The sequence below is a fragment of the Pseudomonas sp. FeN3W genome (assembly GCA_030263805.2).
Taxonomy (GTDB): domain Bacteria; phylum Pseudomonadota; class Gammaproteobacteria; order Pseudomonadales; family Pseudomonadaceae; genus Stutzerimonas; species Stutzerimonas stutzeri_G.
The window spans coordinates 170,932-188,738 of the sequence record CP136011.1 but is presented as its reverse complement, the minus strand read 5'-3'; the positions used below and the strand labels follow the sequence as shown (position 1 = coordinate 188,738).

Genomic DNA, 17,807 nt, shown 5'->3' with positions numbered 1-17,807 from the left:
AAAGAGGCATTTTATTGCAATGCGACATTTCCAATGCGGGAATTAAAGTTTTGCGAATTGGGAAACTTTTGTCTGAACTTTGAAATACTGATCGAAGAATTGAGATTTTTAAGTATCAAGTTATAGGCTGTCGTTATTCAATACTGAAAACCTTGAGCCTATTTTCCCTGCTCTAGCGCTTCATTAATTAACCTTGTGATAACAGCGGCTAATTATTGTGGCTCATAATCAGATTTGTGATCTTTTTTTAACATATTCCCAATACTTTTAGGGGTCGTAGACAAGCCTTCAAAATTACTTAGATCCTGCATTATTGACTCCCGTGCATTATTAGCTGATTTGCTAATATCATATTCTACATCCATGCCGTCAAAAGCATATGGATGAAGATACCGAGCAAGAAGAACACGTCTTTCTACAATTCCGAGATCTGCCTCAATGCATACTGAGTTAAAATTTTCCTTAATAGATTTGACTTGATGCTCCATTATTTCTACGGCTTCTTTTTTTGTTATACCGAACAACGATGCTGCATCGATACAGTTTTGAAGTTTGCTTGAACGGCAATTGCCGCTAATCGACATTGCCTGATTGCACTCATAACCTCTAGAGTCAGGGCAAATGTCGTAAGCTGGCGAAAGCCTATAAGAATTTCCGTCAAAAATCGCTGCGTGATTTCTGGCGTGGTCATCAGAATTCGAGCAATTAATGTTAAAAACAAGCCTTTTAAATAATTCTTTTTTATCTGAGGCCGGATCTGCGAATACTTCATTCATTTTTTCTGACAAATCGGCATAAGATGCATATCTTGCTTGCATCTCATCTAATTCCAAGAGTGTAAGTGCAGATGTTAAAATCCTTCTGCGCCAGCCTGAATCTGTTTTTTCACGGTCAAAGCGCTCCACCAAAAGAGCCTCTTTTTGACCAGCCTTAGTTAGTTTCACCTTGGCTACATTGAGTCCTGCCAGGGCTGCGAGCCTCATTGTTACATACTCAAATCTTACGACATTATGTGTATCGCCTGTAGCAGAAAACTTCGCAATATATTTTGTTGAACCATCTTCAAGAAGCGCCTTTGGCCTTGCTCCACCAATAGAAGTGCCATGTTGTATTGCCTGATCTAGTGCTTCAGGCAATGGTATTCCTTTCTCAATATATTCTTTTGCTTTGATAAGGTCTTCTAGTTTTGCTGATGAAGGATTTCTTGGTTTATATATAGTACCGCTTTCTTGAAAATCTATGGCGCCAATTCTATCCGAATCGGACATCAGCATATATGTTATTTCATTTGGCTCTTCGGTGTTGCCATCGTAATATCTACCAAACAACTTGTTCAAAATAACTCTGCGCCCCCACGAGTCTGGGGAAGAGTCGCGAAGTGCATTGGAGATGATTAAATCATTAAAGGGAGCAATAGTCCCGCGAATCAAAGGGAGTTCTGACTTGTTAAGCGGGACTGCGTCAGGCCTAAGTAAGTAAGAATCAAGATATTCAAAGTTGAATATTTCTTTTGTTTCATTATTGATGATAGATGATAGCTTACCAGCTGCTACAGGTTCTGTTTCATTTGGTAGCCATACCCAAACATAGCATGTGTCTTGATTTTTCATAAAATGGCCTCATTTTTTTTGAGTATAGCAGCGACTTAGCCCTTGTTCCATTTGACTTTTTTCTGTGTGTAACATTTATCATATACCTTCTGCTACGCGCATAGAATGAAGCTTGTGTGATGCGTGGGAATCCGCACCAAAAAAGCATTCAGATGAGCCAAACGCTCCTCAGTCGTCCTATACAGCTTTTGAATGAAAACAGCCTGTCTTCATCATGTATATCCAGCTTCACCTGTGACAGCTTGGGCCTTCCGTAATGTTCAGATCACATCAACGGCTTTTCAGCGGCCTTGACCAATAAAGCCGCGCAAGCCCCTGGATTCATCCATGGGGTCTAGCGGCTTGCATTATTCTGCTCTTCATTGTATAATGCGGCCATGTCCGAATACAAGCTACGCTATAAGCACAACAATAATGTGGTGTACTCATGCAAGTACCACGTTGTATGGTGCCCCAAGTACCGTCGACCTGTTTTGATTGATGGCGCTGATGCTCGGCTAAAAGAGATTATACATATTGTCTGTGTAGAGCTTGAATGTGAAGTGATTGAGCTTGAAGTGATGCCTGATCACGTCCATCTGCTGGTTGAGGTCGACCCTCAATTTGGCATTCATCGTCTGGTGAAGCAGATCAAGGGACGGTCATCCCGTATTCTGCGCTCCGAATTTCGGTTTATAAAATCCCGGTTGCCCTCACTTTGGACGAATAGCTATTTCGTTTCCACTGTCGGTGGTGCGCCGCTGGAAGTGATCAAGCAGTACATCGAGCAGCAGAAAAGCGTATGAAGAAAGCCTCAACCGCAAGCTTTGTCATCACCCTGCCGCTCGTGACCAAGGGTCGCGATGTCGCAGTGATGCGAAAACGGTTTGAGGCAGCCAGGCGGCTCTATAACGCCTTGCTGTCAGAAGGCTTACGCAGGCTCAACGCTATGCGACGAGATTCCGAATGGAAAGCATTGCAGGGGTGCCCGAAAGCCCAGGATAAGAGGGCGGGCTACAAGGCGCTTCGGGAGAAATACGCCTTCTCGGAATATGAGCTTTCAGCGTTCGGCACTGCGCTTAAAAACAGGCTATGGAAGGATCATCTGGGCGCCCATGAGCCACAGACCCTGGCTAAACGGGTGTTTTCATCCCTGGAGCAATACAGCTTCAAGAAGCGGGGCCTGCCCCGCTTCAAGGGCCGCAAGCGGCCCCTGCATTCGATAGAAGGTAAAAGCGCGGCGTCTGCCATACGCTATCAGCCAGAAACCGCCTGCCTGTATTGGGCAGGCCTTTTGATGCCTGTTTTATTACCCAGGGCGGGGAAAGATCCATACCTCGATGAAGCGCTCCATAAAAGAGTTAAATTCGCTCGGGTGCTTTGGCGTAACATCAAGGGCAAGCAGCGATTTTTCGCTCAGTTAACCCTGGAAGGCATTGCTCCAGCCACCTGCCAATCAGTGAATGCTCTAGGAGGCCTCGATATCGGCCCCTCAACCGTAGCCAGCTTCAGTGATTCAGGGGCCTTCCTCCACCGGTTTTGCCCTGGTGTCGAGCCATGCACCAAAGAGCTACGGCGCTTGCAGCGCAAGGCTGATCGTTCGCTGAGGGTCACAAACCCCCATGCCTTCAATGATAAAGGTCGCTGGATCAGAGGACAGAAAGTCCAAAGCTCCAAGCGCCTACAGCGCTTAAGAATCCAGATCGCTAATAGTGAGCGAAAGCTACAGGCGCGCCGCAAGAATGAACATGGTCAGCTTGTGAACGAGCTGCTCAGTCAGGCCAATACCTGGCAGATCGAGAAATTGTCATATCGAGCCTTCCAGAAGAGTTTTGGAAAGTCCGTAAAAACCGGGCTCCGGGTTATTAAGACAGACTGCCAAGGAAATCTATGGTGAACAAAACGCAGAAAGGCTCGGAAAGTTCAAAGGCGCCTACAGCCCCTCAAGCGGAGTTGTTGCCGTTATCTCCTCCAACATCGATTCCACGAAAGACCTTGCAGGAACTCTTAGACATGAGCTCCTTGGACATTATGGACTTAATACGCTCGAAAAGAGAGAAAAATTAGCTCTACTTGAGAACATAAGTGCTCTTGCTCACGCCAATGATCGCCAGAGGGGGCGAAAAGATTCTTCGATAACGTTATTGATTTGTATAGCGACAAAAGCAGGCTAGAACAGGCAGAGGAGATATTTTGCGTTCTTTGCGAGTACAAGATGCCTCCTGACGTAAAATACCCTGACTACAGGTTGGCTCTGAAACCTAACTCGACTATTAACGTAGAAAATATATCATCTGTAATAGTAGAAATTGAAACCGGCATCAGGCTATGCACGAGAAAGCAAAAAATATTTCCAAGAGACAACCAATCTCAATTTTCTTTGAATCAAATAGCTCATGCCTTCGAAAATAGCAAATTAGACGTGAGTGCATCAAGCATAGCCAAATACAGAAAAGATGAGCCTGAAACCAAATTATCAATCGACAGCATAAATCCCTAATGAAATATTTGCCAACTGGCAGGCTAGCTTCTTTGAAGCTTTTGTAGCCAAATTGAGCGACGCACTACTGAGGTAAATGCGCGTTTCTAAGATGATCCACGACGCTTAGACTTGGACATGTGAAATCATTACGACGAACATTCTCTTTATCTACACCTTATCACCACTCCTGATACCTCGATAATCTGGTTTTCCAAAAAATATTCATCAGGCAAGCATCTGACCCGCAAACTTTTCTTTTCTATATGATATTATTGACGAATAGATGAGGCAATGAGGATCGATACCTAGCTATTCCACCTCTCCCATATGGCCGCCGAACGTGAGGTAGGGCAGGGGGCTTGGTCGTGGTGATGTTTGTTGATCCACATAGCGGTGGCATCGAGTGATTGATGCGGGCCAGGATCTCAGCGGGAGCAAGGCAGCGATACGCATGAAGAGCATAAGCAGTGGCTCATGCAGCAAGACGGAATGGTTTGTAAACAAAGAGAGCTTCGCCTGGCTGGCTGCGCTTGGATGAGGGTCTGAGTGGTGGGTAGCGCCTGGTCATGATTTTGGAGCTACTGCTTGTTCGTAAATGAAAGTGAATTTCGATAGATTTGAGGATAACCGATGAAGGCCGAAGAAGCTCCGCAGAAAAACCATTTGTTCGATGGAACACGATATTGGGTCTTGCGTGTGGTGTCGTGATCGCCTTTATCGCGCCAACGATGTTCAATGCGCCAGAAATCCTGATGAGAAAGGAAATCGCCAAAATCGAGTCGCCCTATGCGAGAAATGCGGATTTCAGTCAATTCAAAAACATCAAGCCTAACTTGCCGGTCGGCAGCACTGCTTTCCTTACGCAGGGAGACAAGAAGTACGGCTACATGCTGAAAGAAGACAAGGTATCCCTGAAGACAGCCTTCAATGGTGAGGTTTTACGAAGTATGGGGCTACCTGAAACGACCGTTTACAGCAAAAGGGGGGAGGTGACCAATCACTTCGAGGTTTCCATGCTCATCGGGTCAGTTGAATCAAAAGCGCAGTGCCATGCCCAGGCGAGGGAAAGGATTATTCGTCTATCGAATCACTTGAATACGAAGTTTTATGCCAAAAACAAGGTTGTGCAGCCTCATGAGGACGCTTATGCAATTGTTGATGGGGGCGGGTTCTTTAGCATTGATGATTTGCACACTGGGTTTTACTGCAATGACAAGAATATTTTCTTTATCGTGGCTCAGAGGGATCTGATTTGATTAATAGGTATTGTGTACTCTGAAGTGCAGGTTGAATCATTGAGTCGAGTAAAGCGTAATTAACTATAAACAGCTGGTTCTCATAATAATTAAGGTTGCTAAATGAAAAAATCAGAAGCAGAAAGAATCGTAAGGCAGATTAGGCGAAAAATTGTAGATGTTGATTTGGTTGAAAGAGTCTACACTTTAATGTCTTTTCTTTATATAGTTGAAAACGCTCACATGAGCGGCGTTAAGCTTTTCTATGGCTACGATTTCGAAAGCGATAGGGAGAGAGTGCTTTATAATGTTGCTTCTAAAATATTAGCATGTGGTTATTTTCCCAAGTGGGCAAACAGAAGTATGAATTCACACTTCCCACTAGAAAGTCGCTATGAAGCCATACTTGCGTATATTTCATCATGTGAATTTGATGTGGATAACATACCTCAAAGCGTATTGGATAAAATTTCAAAAATCATGAAATAACTATAATCTATGCCACCTTATGACGCTCGCCGACTAAATCATGTTTTACGTTCACCTCTGAAGTGTGTTGCGGGTAGTGAGGCATGAGGCAGCTATCGGCCACGTGGCAAGAAAAAGTATTGCCTGAAATTCCACTAAACCAAGTAATAAGTTGTATTTTAGTAGCCTTCTAGCAATGATATTTGTATGGATAATATATATTATCATATGATATTATTGACTTAAAGGTCGCACACATGAGCCATATTGAGAATGTGACGACGTACGTATGCAGAGGGTGTAAGATGAAATTCTATAAATATTTAAATCTCAGGGTCGCAAACATGGTTTGCGATAACCTATCACTACGCACAACAGAGGCAATAGATCTTAACGATGAATATGAGCTTTTTCCAGACGAAAAAAATGACACTGAAATAATTGAGATCTTATCATGCCAAATTAATGATATTGTAAAAAACAATGACCTGAAAGGTTTTTCAACTTTCCCTGCGCTATATGCAATCAGAATGGATGGGGATAGCCTAATTGAGTTATGTAAAAAAACTGGAGTTCCACTGAATAGTAAAACCGTAGCTAAGCTCAAATTAGAGAATGAATCTTTTGTTAGGAAAATGAAGTCAAACGAATTTGTTAGTTATGACAGGTTGGTATCTATATGGAATTGCTTAGTCAGGGGCATAACACTTGAGCAACTGATTGGAGACAAGAGAAGAGATTTCGTCAGAGCCTATTCATCAAGCCTTTATTTGGTGCTGAGCGGCACTATAAACAAATCATCTGAAAGACATTTTATAAGGGAAGGATATTGCAAAGAGAAGGCAATAAGCCAGGACGAAGAGTATGATCAGTATGGCGTTGTTTTAAAGCTTGATCTCAATGAAAATAGACTAGCTGAAAAAGGAATTACTGCCAGGAGAATTAAATATCTTTCAGGAGTTGGTCAAACACAATACAGTTCAAGTTTAAGCCCATATTCGAAGCTAAAGGAAAGACTTTTCTATAAAATATCAGAAGGGCCTAATTCTTGGCGCGAAAATATGCTTACAAAATGGTATAAAGAGAACGAAATTAGGCTACTCTTTGAGTTGAATTCTCAATCGTTAGTCGAAAGAAGTAGCGGCGGTATAAAGGTATTCCCGCTTATTGAACTTATTGACTTCCAGGCGTATTCGCAAAGCCAATTTCAAAAGAACTTGATAAAATTCAGCCAGGTCTATGGAGGCTCAAAGAGGTCAAGTGATAATGCAAGATTAGTTGTAAATAAACTAAATACAAAGGTTGGAGCTAGAGGAAATGCAAAAATTGGTGATTTTAATCATACAGGTGATAGATTTTTCATAAGTAGTGAAAGAACATACAGTAAAAATATATCAAAATACAATTATCTGGCACCTTTCATTTTCCAAATTTGGACAAGCAACCCAGGTAGTTGGGCGTTCAATGAAACTGGAGACTCTATAGAATTTGAATGCTTCCACGAGTCGCTCCGTTATGGAAAATATATAAACGAGCACTATTCAATTTCGTTCAGCAAACATGACTTAATGGAAATAATCGACTACCTGGAAAATGTGGAAAATGACTCTGTTTATTATTATTCTTATGTAGAAGCTGGTAAAATAAACATGTTTATGGACAAGGTCGCTGAAATAAAGCCCCTTTGGTTCGCTAATCATAATAAATTTGATTTTGGTATTCATCTAACATTAGCTGGAGGAGGCGATATATATAGTTACGATTTTCTATGCGAATACGATTTGTCTGTAATTTTGAAATTCGAAAATAAGCTTTGTCTACATAGATTGCCAGACATTCTTGCAAAGATATACGAGTCTGGGAGATTTTCAGATATTCATTATAAATTTTGCCGAGAAATGATACATAAGAATTTACTTAATTATGTAGATATTTCTGGAATTTCAAAAGACAAGGAGTTCACATCAAAAATTAATCTTGCCGTATGCGAGAAACTAGCAGAGGGGAATGTTCGCAGCTTTTACTACAATAAAAAGATCTTTGTCCTGCCCAATGTTTCTTATGAGATAGTCTTTACGCCTACTAAAGAAATATTAGAATACCTAAGTAAAACCGCAGTAAGAACTGATCTAAATTCCTCGATAGTTGATAGACTTCCACTTTTAAATAGACTCTTTGATTTAAATAATAGTTTAGATATTTAGTTTCCACTGGCCCTTGGATTTATTGGGTGTTTTTAGATTCTCTAACTAGTATCATGGATACCTGTATACGGAGCAGGAGGGGCTTCCTAACTATCTATGCAATATCCGATATCCTCTATCATCGGATATTGCACATACGGCTTTCCCGGTCTTATTACGCATGATTCCTAAGGCACCTCTGTACCCTGATGCCTTGAGCCATGCGATCTGGCTGATCTGATTCACCCAAATACGAGCACTCCCCATTGCTTATGCCGATCTGCGTCTCAAGGGCTAGGCCCATCATCTTCTCTTTTATTTGACCTTTTCTCCTCAATCCTCTTTTTAATTGGCCCAGCTATTTCATCGTTTATAGTAACCATGATTCGCAGAAGCACCTCCAAAGCGTCATTGGATAGTTTTGGCGCCCACTGTCCCGTGCCAGGCCCTGATATTTCGAATGCTGATCCACCTCCCTTAGAGGTAAGCAAAATAAGACTTTCGTCCTTGCTTAGCTCAACAACCCAGCCTTTCCAGTTTCTTTCAGAACGATAGGTAAAGCATGGTGCCCCCCATCTCCTTGTGTATTCTGAAATGTGTTCGGAAAACAATGCAAAGAAAGCAACAGGATCTGCCTTCTGTATCTCATCGAAAAACGAACGTACTTCTTCAACATTAACGAGAGAGGTCGCCTGGGCAGATTTGTACCATGTTGCGCTTTCTTTACGAATTACGAGGCTGGCCAAGTCAATTTTTTCAGGCATGCTAACGCCACTTTGGTAACTTTTTATATAGCTTTTTATCATGTCAAACATATCTACAGATCCACTATTTTGTATAGAGTTTATAACAGTTTTTAGAGCCACATTCTAAGGCTGGCTTCCCAGCGTTAGTGGCTGCTGCTTCTAGGTCGAATAGAACCTACAGCTCCAGACTATCATTCAACCAACGCTTCTTCGTGGCTCCATCAAGCTTCGCCTCTCTAACCAGCCGATCACGACCAAAGCATTCCTCGACTATCCTTCTGTCGTTCACTGTTGTTGCTGCTTTCCATGCCGCTGTGGGATCGAATCTTTTCAGGTGGCAGTTTAAGATGTATTTAGCGCCATTTTTCCAATGCCAGCTCTGTTCCCGATACCCTTCATCGCACTTTGCTATAGCTCTTATTGTAACCTTCGGATCATTAGATAGCTCTGCCTCAAACTCCAGAGCCACTGAATCCTTGTCGTTCATCCATAATTCAACGATATGTGCAGCCTGAGATAAAGGTATATTTGATATATGAGACGGATCCCTAGCGTATTTTTTTAAAAACTCAATGGTCTTGAATTCTTCTGGCAATGAGGGGTAAATACCAGGGCTGCGAATAAAAATGGCCTGTGCAACATTCTCATCAATATATTCATCCGGAATCCAGACATAGGCCATTGGGTGTTTGCTGACGACACGTGAAATGTTTTCACTGGTCAACAAGTGTTTTGGATAATCCTCGAACATGCTGTATTTTGAATTAGCAAAAATTGACTCAAACATTTCCTGGGTGATTAATTTTTTGTTTAAGTGGTTTCCAATAAGCTCCAAACCTTTTGAATCAAGCTGTATTTTCGCAGCCAATTTTTCAGTGTGCTCATTTTTAGGAATAAGCATTAGCGCGTCATTATTAAGCGACACAGCCATCAGCTGTAACTCGCTGAGAAAATCATGTTCAAGTCCAAGGTTCTGGATATACTTAATATTCATGGGATCCAGTTCAATTGACTTAACAAGCGTATCAGGGTGAAGCCAGTCAGCATTTATATCTCTAAATGCCGCTTCTGGTTTTATCCTGACGATCTCCAAAAATTCAGCTTGATCTTTGAACATGGTAAAATTGGCTCCACCCGATTATTTCGAATCGCAAATAACATTGAATAAATTAATATCTCTACTATTTCATACTCTTATATTTCAAGGCTATCAGAAATCCATTTATTCTTGGTTTTCGCATCCAAATCAACCTCCCTCACAAGCCTATCGCGTCCAAATGCCTTCTCTACTAACGATTTTTCATCGTTGCACATTGCGGCGCTCCATGCGATTTTCGGTGAGAAAGAGGCAAGAACCTTGGTAAGGATTATTTTTACACCCGTTTGATAGAACCAGTTTTCGTTCGTGTAGGTTTCATCAGCTTCACGTAGAGCTTTTAAAGCACTAACTGGATCGGTTGGGAGTGGTGCTTCGAATTTCAGCGCGACAGATTCAGGATCCTCAAGCCACATGCCTGCGATATGTTCAGCATAACCATTTTTAAGGCGTGACAATTGGGCTGGAGTTTCAGTGTATTTGATTGCAAACTCTAGCGTCTTGAATTGATCAGGCAAGGATGGAAATATCCCTGGGTTACAAAGAAATATCGCCTGAGCCACCTCTTCGCTTATGTATTCATCAGGAATATATGGAAAAGCCGGTGCGAAATTTCGCACAACCCTAATTATATTTTGCTGAGTCATCAAGTGTTTTGGGTATCCTTCCATTGTCGGATACTTTGAGTTGGATAGCATCGCGTCAAACATTTCCTGTGTTAAAAGCGATTTATTGACATTCCTGAATATCAGATCGATGCCTCTTGGGTCATCCAATGGGATTTTTGATATCATCTCAGGCGTCTGCCGTTCTTCCGGTATGATGCTTATCACCTCTTTGTTTAAGGAGACCGCTAGCACCCTTAGCTCATCCAAAAATTCTTGAGTGAGTTCGATGTTCCGCAGATACATAAGGTTGAAAGGGCTAATTTCGATTGCCTTTACAAGTGTTTCCGGGTGAAGACAACCTTCACTTATACTTTGAAAAGCGGCTTCGGGGTTTTCTTTAATTGCTTTAAGGAAAGCCAGTTGGCTGTTTATCATAAGAAACCTTATCATTTCAATTCATCAAATGAGTACCTTGGTTGTATTTTGATAATTGATCTGTGCTAGTGTCAAATTTTAAGCTAGAGGTGCCCTTTAGATCCTATTTTGTCACTGTAAAGCAAAACAACAAGCTGCGCTGTCGCCTAGCTTGTGCACCATCGGCATGATAGCGGTTGCTACCCTCATCCATACGTGGTCTAAATACATGTCCAAGCGCCCTACTCCTCTCTTCGGCACCTACGAATAGTTCAATGACCTGGACTTCAACGGATTCTGTCGGGAGCGGCCCAGGGAGACCTGGCGACCACTTAGAGAGACGGTGAGCTGGTTGCGATCACCATGTTGCTCGCTTGATACGTCCACCAGAGTTCCAGACTTTTGCACGACATTGGCTCGGTTGTCATCTCGACGTGAACAGCAAGAGTGTGGTTTGTAACTCAAGCTCATAAGCAACAGCCTGGCCGAGCCTGGTCTTGCCCGTACCGCAGGCAATATGGACTTGAACGCGGTAGTGAATTCGAAAGCCCTCAAAACATCATTGAAGACGTTCGTGTTGATGATCGCCAAGCGTCGAAAGATCTAAATTCATCTTGCAGATGATGCCCTGCCCTGATGATGTCTGGCATCAACAACACAGGACATCATGGCGCAGAAAAGCATTTTGAGAGGCCATTGAAAGCCTCTCATTGAAAATTCACACTACGCAGTGCCGTGGTCAGTTTCCAGTTGGCGCTCAGCCTTGCCCAATCATAAGGCTTGTCCATCCGGAAGGAGACGACACCTCCATTGACTTCCAGCCTGTCCTGGGGGCATCGGGTTCGTCCATGCCAGCCAGGTGCCTGATGATCGATGTCAAAAGGATTTTGTCCTTATCCTCAAGTGACGATGGAGGTAGGTCAATATTTACCAGGCTCTCGTTCTGCTTATACATTTTTCCAAACGAGTCGGTATGCTGGTTTATCAGGGCTTCGCGCCATTCGTTGTCATAGAGAATCATCCCTAAATGGCAGTAATGACGCCCATTTATCTGCTTTGAAAGTGGATTTTTCCAAAGAATATAACCTGTCTTGGAGTTCGGCCAGTTCCGCCTCATGTCGTCCAGGGCCGCCTTCATCATGCTGTTTGCGGCGCCATCTTCATGGTCGTATGGCGTTCTGCTGGCAGCGCACAGGTAAACCGGAACGATGCCCAGATCTGGCTCGTCAATCAGCATGGACGGTGAACCAAAAGCGGCCTCCTCGTCATAGCTTTCATCATCCAGGACATTCCAGCCAATGCTGGTCAGGATGTTGAACCAGCAAGCAGGTTCTATACCCCCGGAAAGGCGTAGTCGATCTTCGAAATTGGAAAAGTCGTACCCCTCCGGCATGACATCCCCAAAGATTTCTTTTGAGGCTTTTGCAAAACTTTCCTGATCGTCCATGTCGAATGCTTCGAACATTTCCATCAGGTTTAATCCGCCTGCATCCGATGGCTCATACATCTTTTCAAGATTAAGGGAAAATCGCTTAAAGGCCTTTTCTGATGATGGCGACAGATGAGAGATGATGTACCTGGCGTGGGCATCTTCCATCGCGTGGATATCAATCAGTCTTTTTCTAAATACCCGGTGCCGCTGCTTTACCGACTTCTTGCCAATGGCATTGTCAGGCAAACTCGGGCGCAGCGTACTTATGGCATGAGCCATTTCGTCCCAGCTGCTAAAGCCACAGATATGGGACAGCGTTGAAGCTGACTCATGCGCGGTGGCTCCTGTAGAAACCGAGTAGGCGTCAATCCACCCTTGTGCCCTTTCCAAGCTCTGCAATACGAAACGCTCGTCCATCATCGCCACACCTCATCTTAGAAAATACGATCAGCTTATCGCAAATCGGCGAAAAAGCCATTAAAGCTAGCGTGCTCTCGGCAAATGGCGCCAAAGAAAGTTGTATATTCATCCGAGAGGTGCTGCCTGGTCATCTTCCATGAACCCGCATCCACATCTCTGGCCAACCTCAATGCGCCTCTGCCCTGTCGAACATTTATAGCATTGATGACTTTCATTAGGGCATCACTGTTTTTGGGTTGCTCATCGAACAGATCTCCCGTCAAACCTTAAGACTTGACCAGATGGCTCAGTATAATGCCAGCCTTCGCTTATGTAATGCCTCGACATTGTTTTCAAATCAGGCGCCATCGTCTAGCCCGATTTGGCTATCAAGATCAGTCACCTATCAGGTTAATCGGCCTAAGGAAGACACATCACAGCGCACCATCTTTTGCCATTTACGCGTCTTGTGGGAGAATCTCCGAAATCCATCTGTGATCTAAATCCATGTCCAAGCGCCCTACTCCTCTCTTCGACACCTACGAGCAGTTCAACGACCTGGATTTCCACGGCTTCACTCGTGAGCGCCCCATGGTCATGGAGTTTCTGAAGGCTCAACCAGACGCCGTAGGAGCTTTGGATTCGTACCGCCTTGTGAGGCTATTCCTCAAGCAATACAACGGCGTGGCCACCACCTACAACAGCTACCGCACCCACATAGAGCGCCTTTTGCTGTGGAGCATTTTGGTTGCAAAGAAACCGATTCTCAACCTCAAGCGGACTGATGCTCAGGACTTCATTGCCTTTTGCCAGAATCCGCCAGCTGAGTGGATAGGCCCAGTCACGAAATCAAGGTTCATCAGGATCGGAGGCCGCAAAGCATCTGATTCTGACACCTACGTGGTGAACGAAGAGTGGCGGCCTTTCAATTGGGTCGTGTCAAAAGCTGCTCGCAAGCAAGCATCGGAAAGCAATCAGGCACTGAAGGTAGAGCAATTCTCGTTCAATCAGGCCTCACTGAACGCATTGTTCAATGTTTGCAGCAGCTTTTACGAGTTCATGTTTCACGAAGGCCTGGGGGAATCCAATCCCATCAAGTCGGTTAAACAGCGCAACCGCTACAAGAACCAGGGCAAGGATTCAGAAGACGGTCAGGACAAGAATTCAGCTTTCCTTCAACAGGATGCTGGCGATGCCAGGGTGCTCAGTAAATTTCAGTGGGTTTATATTCTCGAAACCGCTGAAGAAATGGCCGATGAAGATCCGCCCCATGAGCGCACATTATTCATCATAGCTTGCCTGTTCTCCATGTACCTGCGTGTATCGGATATCGTAGGCCGTGATAACTGGACACCAACCATGGGCGCGTTCCGGTTGGACTCCGAAGGTAACTGGTGGATGCATGTCATCGGCAAAGGAAACAAGAAGCGCAAGGTGTCGGTGAAGCAGGAGTTCGTTGATACGTATCTAAAGCGTTATCGGCTCAGCAGAGACTTGTCGCCCTACCCCTCCCATGCTGAGAAAACACCATTGCTCCAGACTGCATATGGCCGTGGGGGGCTATCCGACCGCCACATCAGGACACTTGTTCAAGAGGTCTTCGACAAGGCGTTCATGAAGATGAAGGCTGAAGGGCGCGTTGAGAGCGAGGTTGCTCAACTACGCTCGGCATCGCTTCACTGGCTGCGTCATACCGCTGCTACATTTGATGCAGAGATCAGGCCTGTAAAGCATCTTCAGATCGATCTCGGTCATGCTCATCAGTCGACGACCGAGAATGTTTACTACAATGCGATTGATGATGAGCGCGCTCACACTTCAAGAAATCTGAGTATTAAGGATAGGTAGTCTATCCAGCGGAGTGAGTCACATGAGCAAATTTGAACTTTTGCAGGATCTGGAAAATCAGCGTGCCGCTCTGGATAAACAGCGTGCAGCCCTGGAAAAGAAAATCTCAGATGTTAGTGATCAAGTAAAGGCGCTAAGTGATATCACTAACGAAATCAAAAAAGGTGCTAAAAAGCGTGGACTACGGCTGCGAGACATCGCGCTGGCCATTTCACCAGAGCTCAATCCAGATGAGCGAGCTCATAATGGTAACTTCGTGGATCAAGACCAGATTGACATGAGTTACATCAGCTTTAATCGAACTCATTATACGGTCAGGGTTAAAAGGCTTAGTCTGCGTGTATCGTTCCATATCACCAGCGCTGTCACTAAAGAGCAGGCCCTCCAAAAAGCAATCGAATACAGAGATTCTTTGTACTTAGTATACGACTTGCCATCGAGACTTTCAGACTCCCCAATTGTGAGAGTAAATAGTAGACATCGTGAAGATGGTCTTTCCGGAGTGCACCTTGAAGTTGAAAGGAGGGCGGCTAAAAGCTATGGGTATTTTACTTGCAAATATTTTGATGAAGGAAAGTGGAAAAGAAAGAGATTTAATATTGGGAAACTTGGATACATACCCGCGTGGAATAAGGCAGTTGCACTTCGCTTAAAGCATCATCCAATTGGATCTTTTGGCCGTATTGAAATACAAATGCCTACGCATGAACAATATCTTGCCATAAAAGACGCTGCGCCGGATGTCCCAAATCCATTTTGACTATTTCAAAAATATATTTCACTAAAAGTATAATTAAATTATTTTTATAAATTCACTTAGTGTTAATAATTTCAAGCCCAGCCTTTTCAAGGGCTTCAATTCTCTCTTTATCAGGAGCAGCCAACATTCTATGCCGGGTGGTTCTTATCCAGAGGCCAAGTTTATAGCCGCTTGGGCTTATGTAGTTATTCGGCACGTTAGAGTTGCCGAATTTATTTTTGTATATCTTTATCTCGCTCAGCCCTTTTTCAAAGGCAGCAGCCTCTGCGTTGAAGATAAAATTGATTGACTTAAGCCGTGAAATTCTTTCCTCAGACATTTTCGAGGATGCATAGGCTTGCCGCTGGTTACTAACCCAGTTCCCCAGGGCGAAACCATCTTCGGTTCGAAAGGACAGTGGAGGATGCTTCCCTTCGTTCTTCTCCAGGTAATCCATCAACAAATCGAATGCCTTGTCCCAGGCATTATCAAAGCGTGATTTAAGATTTACCCCGATTGACTTTAATAACCTAGCCCTTTCTTCAGGAATTCTTCTATTTCGCTGGTTAGTTATCCAAACTCCAAGTTCTCCGTCTTGAGCCAGGGCCTTTTCGATAGATCCTAGATCCTGAATCAAAGATTTCAGCTTGTTGAATTTTTCCATCCAAGAATCTTCCGCTGGCGAAAACGAAAATCCAGTGTTTCTAAGAGCATTTTCACGCTCCATCGTCATTTTATTGGCTTTCTGTGATTTTCTCTGGTCAGAGCACCAATAGCCAAGCGCAAAACCTTCTGGTGTAACGTGACTCAAAGGTACGTTTGCCGTACCGAACATTTCTTTATAATTCAGAACTTCTCTGAACGCCTCATCCCATGATCTCTGTGCCGGCTCGAATTCAAACCCTGCTTTGGCGAGTTCAGCTTTGCGCTCGTGGTTCAGCATACCTGTTCTGGCCAGGCTTCTCTGAGTGACACACCACGCACCCAGGCGGAAGCCGGACGCGCTGATGTAGCGCTTGGGGACTCGCAAATGTCCGAAATGATGGCCGAAACGTATTAACTCTCCAAACGAGCTATCCCATCTGGAGGTTAGTCTATCAATCATCTTGAATCTGATTGACCGATACGCTTGTTCTGTAACGTCAGCGGTGGCCTGAATGACTACTTTGTCCAGCACCTCGATGCGTTCATTAGACCAATCCTTTTGAGGCACGTCCCTTCTTATTGTTCTAAGTTGATTGATGTACTTGGCATCCATCTCCGCCAGGCTAGCAAGCACTCGCCAGATATGGCGCATTGATGAAGACTCAAGCATTTGTTCTACGCTTTCACCCTCAGTTAACCTGAGCGGGATAAGTACGTAGCCCATGGTCTTGCCAGGCGCTTTGCGTAACGCTCTGCCCAGGGTCTGAATTATGTCTGTTTCACTGCTACGCGGATCCATGAAGGCGACAAGATCGGTTACCGGAACATTAGTACCTTCAGAGAGACATCTTGAGCATGAGACGACAGCTGTATCAGACTCAGCGAAACGCTTAAGGATGCCATGACGCTCGCCCTCTGACATTGCGCCGTCAACATGCCATGCTTCGAGTGGCTTACCCTTATGCCCCGCAACAAGCTTTAGTGCTTCAGAAAATATTTTGGAATACGATATGCGCTGATGAAAGGTGAATGCCTTATGCGCATTGACATTTTCCATCGTCTGCAAAAGTGACGCGGCCTTGAAAATCAAGTCATGATCGAATGTATTCAGTAGATACTGATCCACAAGCGAAGAATCCTGGATTGATACAACTATCTGATAGTCGCAGATGATTCCGCGTTCGATGGCTTCGTGAAGAGATAGCTCGTAAACAACAGGGCCGAATACCTCCTCGTTTGACATGCTATAAACCTGATCCTCCTCGCCTTCTTCAGTTACGATAAGGCGCGGCGTTGCGGTCAGAAATAGCCTTTTTTCAATTCTTAAATCAACGTGATTATTCAAGCCAAAGCTAAAACTTTTGTCTACGTCACCGACCACTCGGTGGGCTTCATCAAAAATGCACAAATCAATGATCAACCCCATTGGCAAACCCATCGCAAGCGATGGCAGCGAGTGGTAGGTGCAAAAGATATAGGTAGGCGCATCGAAGGATCGAGTCTCGAAGAATCTACCAACCTGATCAGGCGATGTAGTTACCTCGATGGGTATATCAACAACATCATCGATCTCGTCTTGATCACCAACACTCTGGTCACTGCAAACACAAAGAACATCCTGATGACGAAGATTTCCTTCAGTAATCCAGGTATCCAGTGTCTGACTGATCAATGGCAGTGATGGGAACAGAAGCAGCGTAACGCGTGATTCAAGTTCATAAGCGACAGCCAGGCCAAGCCTGGTTTTGCCTGTGCCGCAAGCCATGTGGGCTTGGACGCGGTCATGCTTATCGAAGGCTTCAATACAAGCATGAAGGCCTTCTTCCTGATGTTCGCCGAGAGTTGAGAGGTCAAATTTCATGGCGCAATGCTACTGAAATTTTCTAGAGAAATCTTCTTGCTGCCGCCCAAAAGCCAATCTCA

13 protein-coding genes are annotated in these 17,807 nt (G+C 44.2%); 7 read left to right on the top strand and 6 right to left on the bottom strand.

Features of this window, described 5'->3' with window-relative positions; all coding sequences use genetic code 11:
- Nucleotides 1–212 precede the first annotated feature (212 nt).
- On the bottom strand, nucleotides 213–1,610 hold the full coding sequence (locus P5704_024500; GenBank protein ID WOF81961.1) for a HipA domain-containing protein: 1,398 nt from the start codon (nucleotides 1,608–1,610) through the stop codon (nucleotides 213–215).
- Nucleotides 1,611–1,987: 377 nt separating this feature from the next.
- On the opposite strand from P5704_024500, the gene tnpA reads away from it, so the two are divergent.
- The 5 genes from tnpA to P5704_024475 all read left to right on the top strand — a co-directional run bounded on the left by tnpA (nucleotide 1,988) and on the right by P5704_024475 (nucleotide 7,978).
- A complete protein-coding gene (gene tnpA, locus P5704_024495) occupies nucleotides 1,988–2,395 on the top strand; it encodes an IS200/IS605 family transposase (GenBank protein ID WOF81960.1) in 408 nt (135 codons plus the stop codon).
- On the top strand, nucleotides 2,392–3,486 hold the full coding sequence (locus tag P5704_024490; protein WOF81959.1) for a transposase: 1,095 nt from the start codon (nucleotides 2,392–2,394) through the stop codon (nucleotides 3,484–3,486). The genes tnpA and P5704_024490 overlap by 4 nt, the downstream gene beginning before the upstream one ends.
- Before the next feature lie 1,289 nt (nucleotides 3,487–4,775).
- Nucleotides 4,776–5,327: a hypothetical protein gene (locus P5704_024485; protein ID WOF81958.1), complete on the top strand. Its 552-nt coding sequence runs from the start codon at nucleotides 4,776–4,778 to the stop codon at nucleotides 5,325–5,327.
- 102 nt (nucleotides 5,328–5,429) lie between these two features.
- Nucleotides 5,430–5,795, top strand: a complete 366-nt coding sequence (locus P5704_024480) for a hypothetical protein (GenBank protein ID WOF81957.1) — start codon at nucleotides 5,430–5,432, stop codon at nucleotides 5,793–5,795.
- A gap of 284 nt (nucleotides 5,796–6,079) precedes the next feature.
- Complete coding sequence (locus P5704_024475; protein ID WOF81956.1) at nucleotides 6,080–7,978, top strand: hypothetical protein; 1,899 nt, start codon at nucleotides 6,080–6,082, stop codon at nucleotides 7,976–7,978.
- Nucleotides 7,979–8,244: 266 nt separating this feature from the next.
- Here P5704_024475 and P5704_024470 read toward each other — a convergent pair whose 3' ends face one another.
- The 4 genes from P5704_024470 to P5704_024455 form a co-directional block, all read right to left on the bottom strand.
- Nucleotides 8,245–8,772, bottom strand: coding sequence for a hypothetical protein (locus P5704_024470; protein WOF81955.1), 528 nt, complete (start codon nucleotides 8,770–8,772; stop codon nucleotides 8,245–8,247).
- Between the two features lie 106 nt (nucleotides 8,773–8,878).
- On the bottom strand, nucleotides 8,879–9,820 hold the full coding sequence (locus P5704_024465) for a hypothetical protein (protein ID WOF81954.1): 942 nt from the start codon (nucleotides 9,818–9,820) through the stop codon (nucleotides 8,879–8,881).
- A 77-nt stretch (nucleotides 9,821–9,897) separates the two neighbouring features.
- A complete protein-coding gene (locus P5704_024460; GenBank protein WOF81953.1) occupies nucleotides 9,898–10,842 on the bottom strand; it encodes a hypothetical protein in 945 nt (314 codons plus the stop codon).
- A gap of 736 nt (nucleotides 10,843–11,578) precedes the next feature.
- Nucleotides 11,579–12,673, bottom strand: a complete 1,095-nt coding sequence (locus P5704_024455) for a hypothetical protein (protein WOF81952.1) — start codon at nucleotides 12,671–12,673, stop codon at nucleotides 11,579–11,581.
- Between the two features lie 486 nt (nucleotides 12,674–13,159).
- Here P5704_024455 and P5704_024450 point away from each other — a divergent pair, with 486 nt between their 5' ends.
- A complete protein-coding gene (locus tag P5704_024450; protein WOF81951.1) occupies nucleotides 13,160–14,500 on the top strand; it encodes a tyrosine-type recombinase/integrase in 1,341 nt (446 codons plus the stop codon).
- Nucleotides 14,501–14,522: 22 nt separating this feature from the next.
- Nucleotides 14,523–15,260: a hypothetical protein gene (locus tag P5704_024445; protein WOF81950.1), complete on the top strand. Its 738-nt coding sequence runs from the start codon at nucleotides 14,523–14,525 to the stop codon at nucleotides 15,258–15,260.
- 52 nt (nucleotides 15,261–15,312) lie between these two features.
- Here P5704_024445 and P5704_024440 read toward each other — a convergent pair whose 3' ends face one another.
- Nucleotides 15,313–17,745 carry a Helicase associated domain protein gene (locus P5704_024440; protein ID WOF81949.1) on the bottom strand — a complete coding sequence of 811 codons (2,433 nt, stop codon included), beginning with the start codon at nucleotides 17,743–17,745 and terminating at the stop codon, nucleotides 15,313–15,315.
- Between the last annotated feature and the right edge of the window lie 62 nt (nucleotides 17,746–17,807).

What these genes read in the sequence shown, in the direction of transcription:
- P5704_024500 (WOF81961.1), bottom strand. Translation starts at nt 1,610, where the DNA reads ATGAAAAATCAAGACACATGCTATGTTTGGGTATGGCTACCAAATGAA.
- tnpA (WOF81960.1), top strand. Translation starts at nt 1,988, where the DNA reads ATGTCCGAATACAAGCTACGCTATAAGCACAACAATAATGTGGTGTAC.
- P5704_024490 (WOF81959.1), top strand. Translation starts at nt 2,392, where the DNA reads ATGAAGAAAGCCTCAACCGCAAGCTTTGTCATCACCCTGCCGCTCGTG.
- P5704_024480 (WOF81957.1), top strand. Translation starts at nt 5,430, where the DNA reads ATGAAAAAATCAGAAGCAGAAAGAATCGTAAGGCAGATTAGGCGAAAA.
- P5704_024475 (WOF81956.1), top strand. Translation starts at nt 6,080, where the DNA reads ATGAAATTCTATAAATATTTAAATCTCAGGGTCGCAAACATGGTTTGC.
- P5704_024470 (WOF81955.1), bottom strand. Translation starts at nt 8,772, where the DNA reads ATGTTTGACATGATAAAAAGCTATATAAAAAGTTACCAAAGTGGCGTT.
- P5704_024465 (WOF81954.1), bottom strand. Translation starts at nt 9,820, where the DNA reads ATGTTCAAAGATCAAGCTGAATTTTTGGAGATCGTCAGGATAAAACCA.
- P5704_024460 (WOF81953.1), bottom strand. Translation starts at nt 10,842, where the DNA reads ATGATAAACAGCCAACTGGCTTTCCTTAAAGCAATTAAAGAAAACCCC.
- P5704_024455 (WOF81952.1), bottom strand. Translation starts at nt 12,673, where the DNA reads ATGATGGACGAGCGTTTCGTATTGCAGAGCTTGGAAAGGGCACAAGGG.
- P5704_024450 (WOF81951.1), top strand. Translation starts at nt 13,160, where the DNA reads ATGTCCAAGCGCCCTACTCCTCTCTTCGACACCTACGAGCAGTTCAAC.
- P5704_024445 (WOF81950.1), top strand. Translation starts at nt 14,523, where the DNA reads ATGAGCAAATTTGAACTTTTGCAGGATCTGGAAAATCAGCGTGCCGCT.
- P5704_024440 (WOF81949.1), bottom strand. Translation starts at nt 17,745, where the DNA reads ATGAAATTTGACCTCTCAACTCTCGGCGAACATCAGGAAGAAGGCCTT.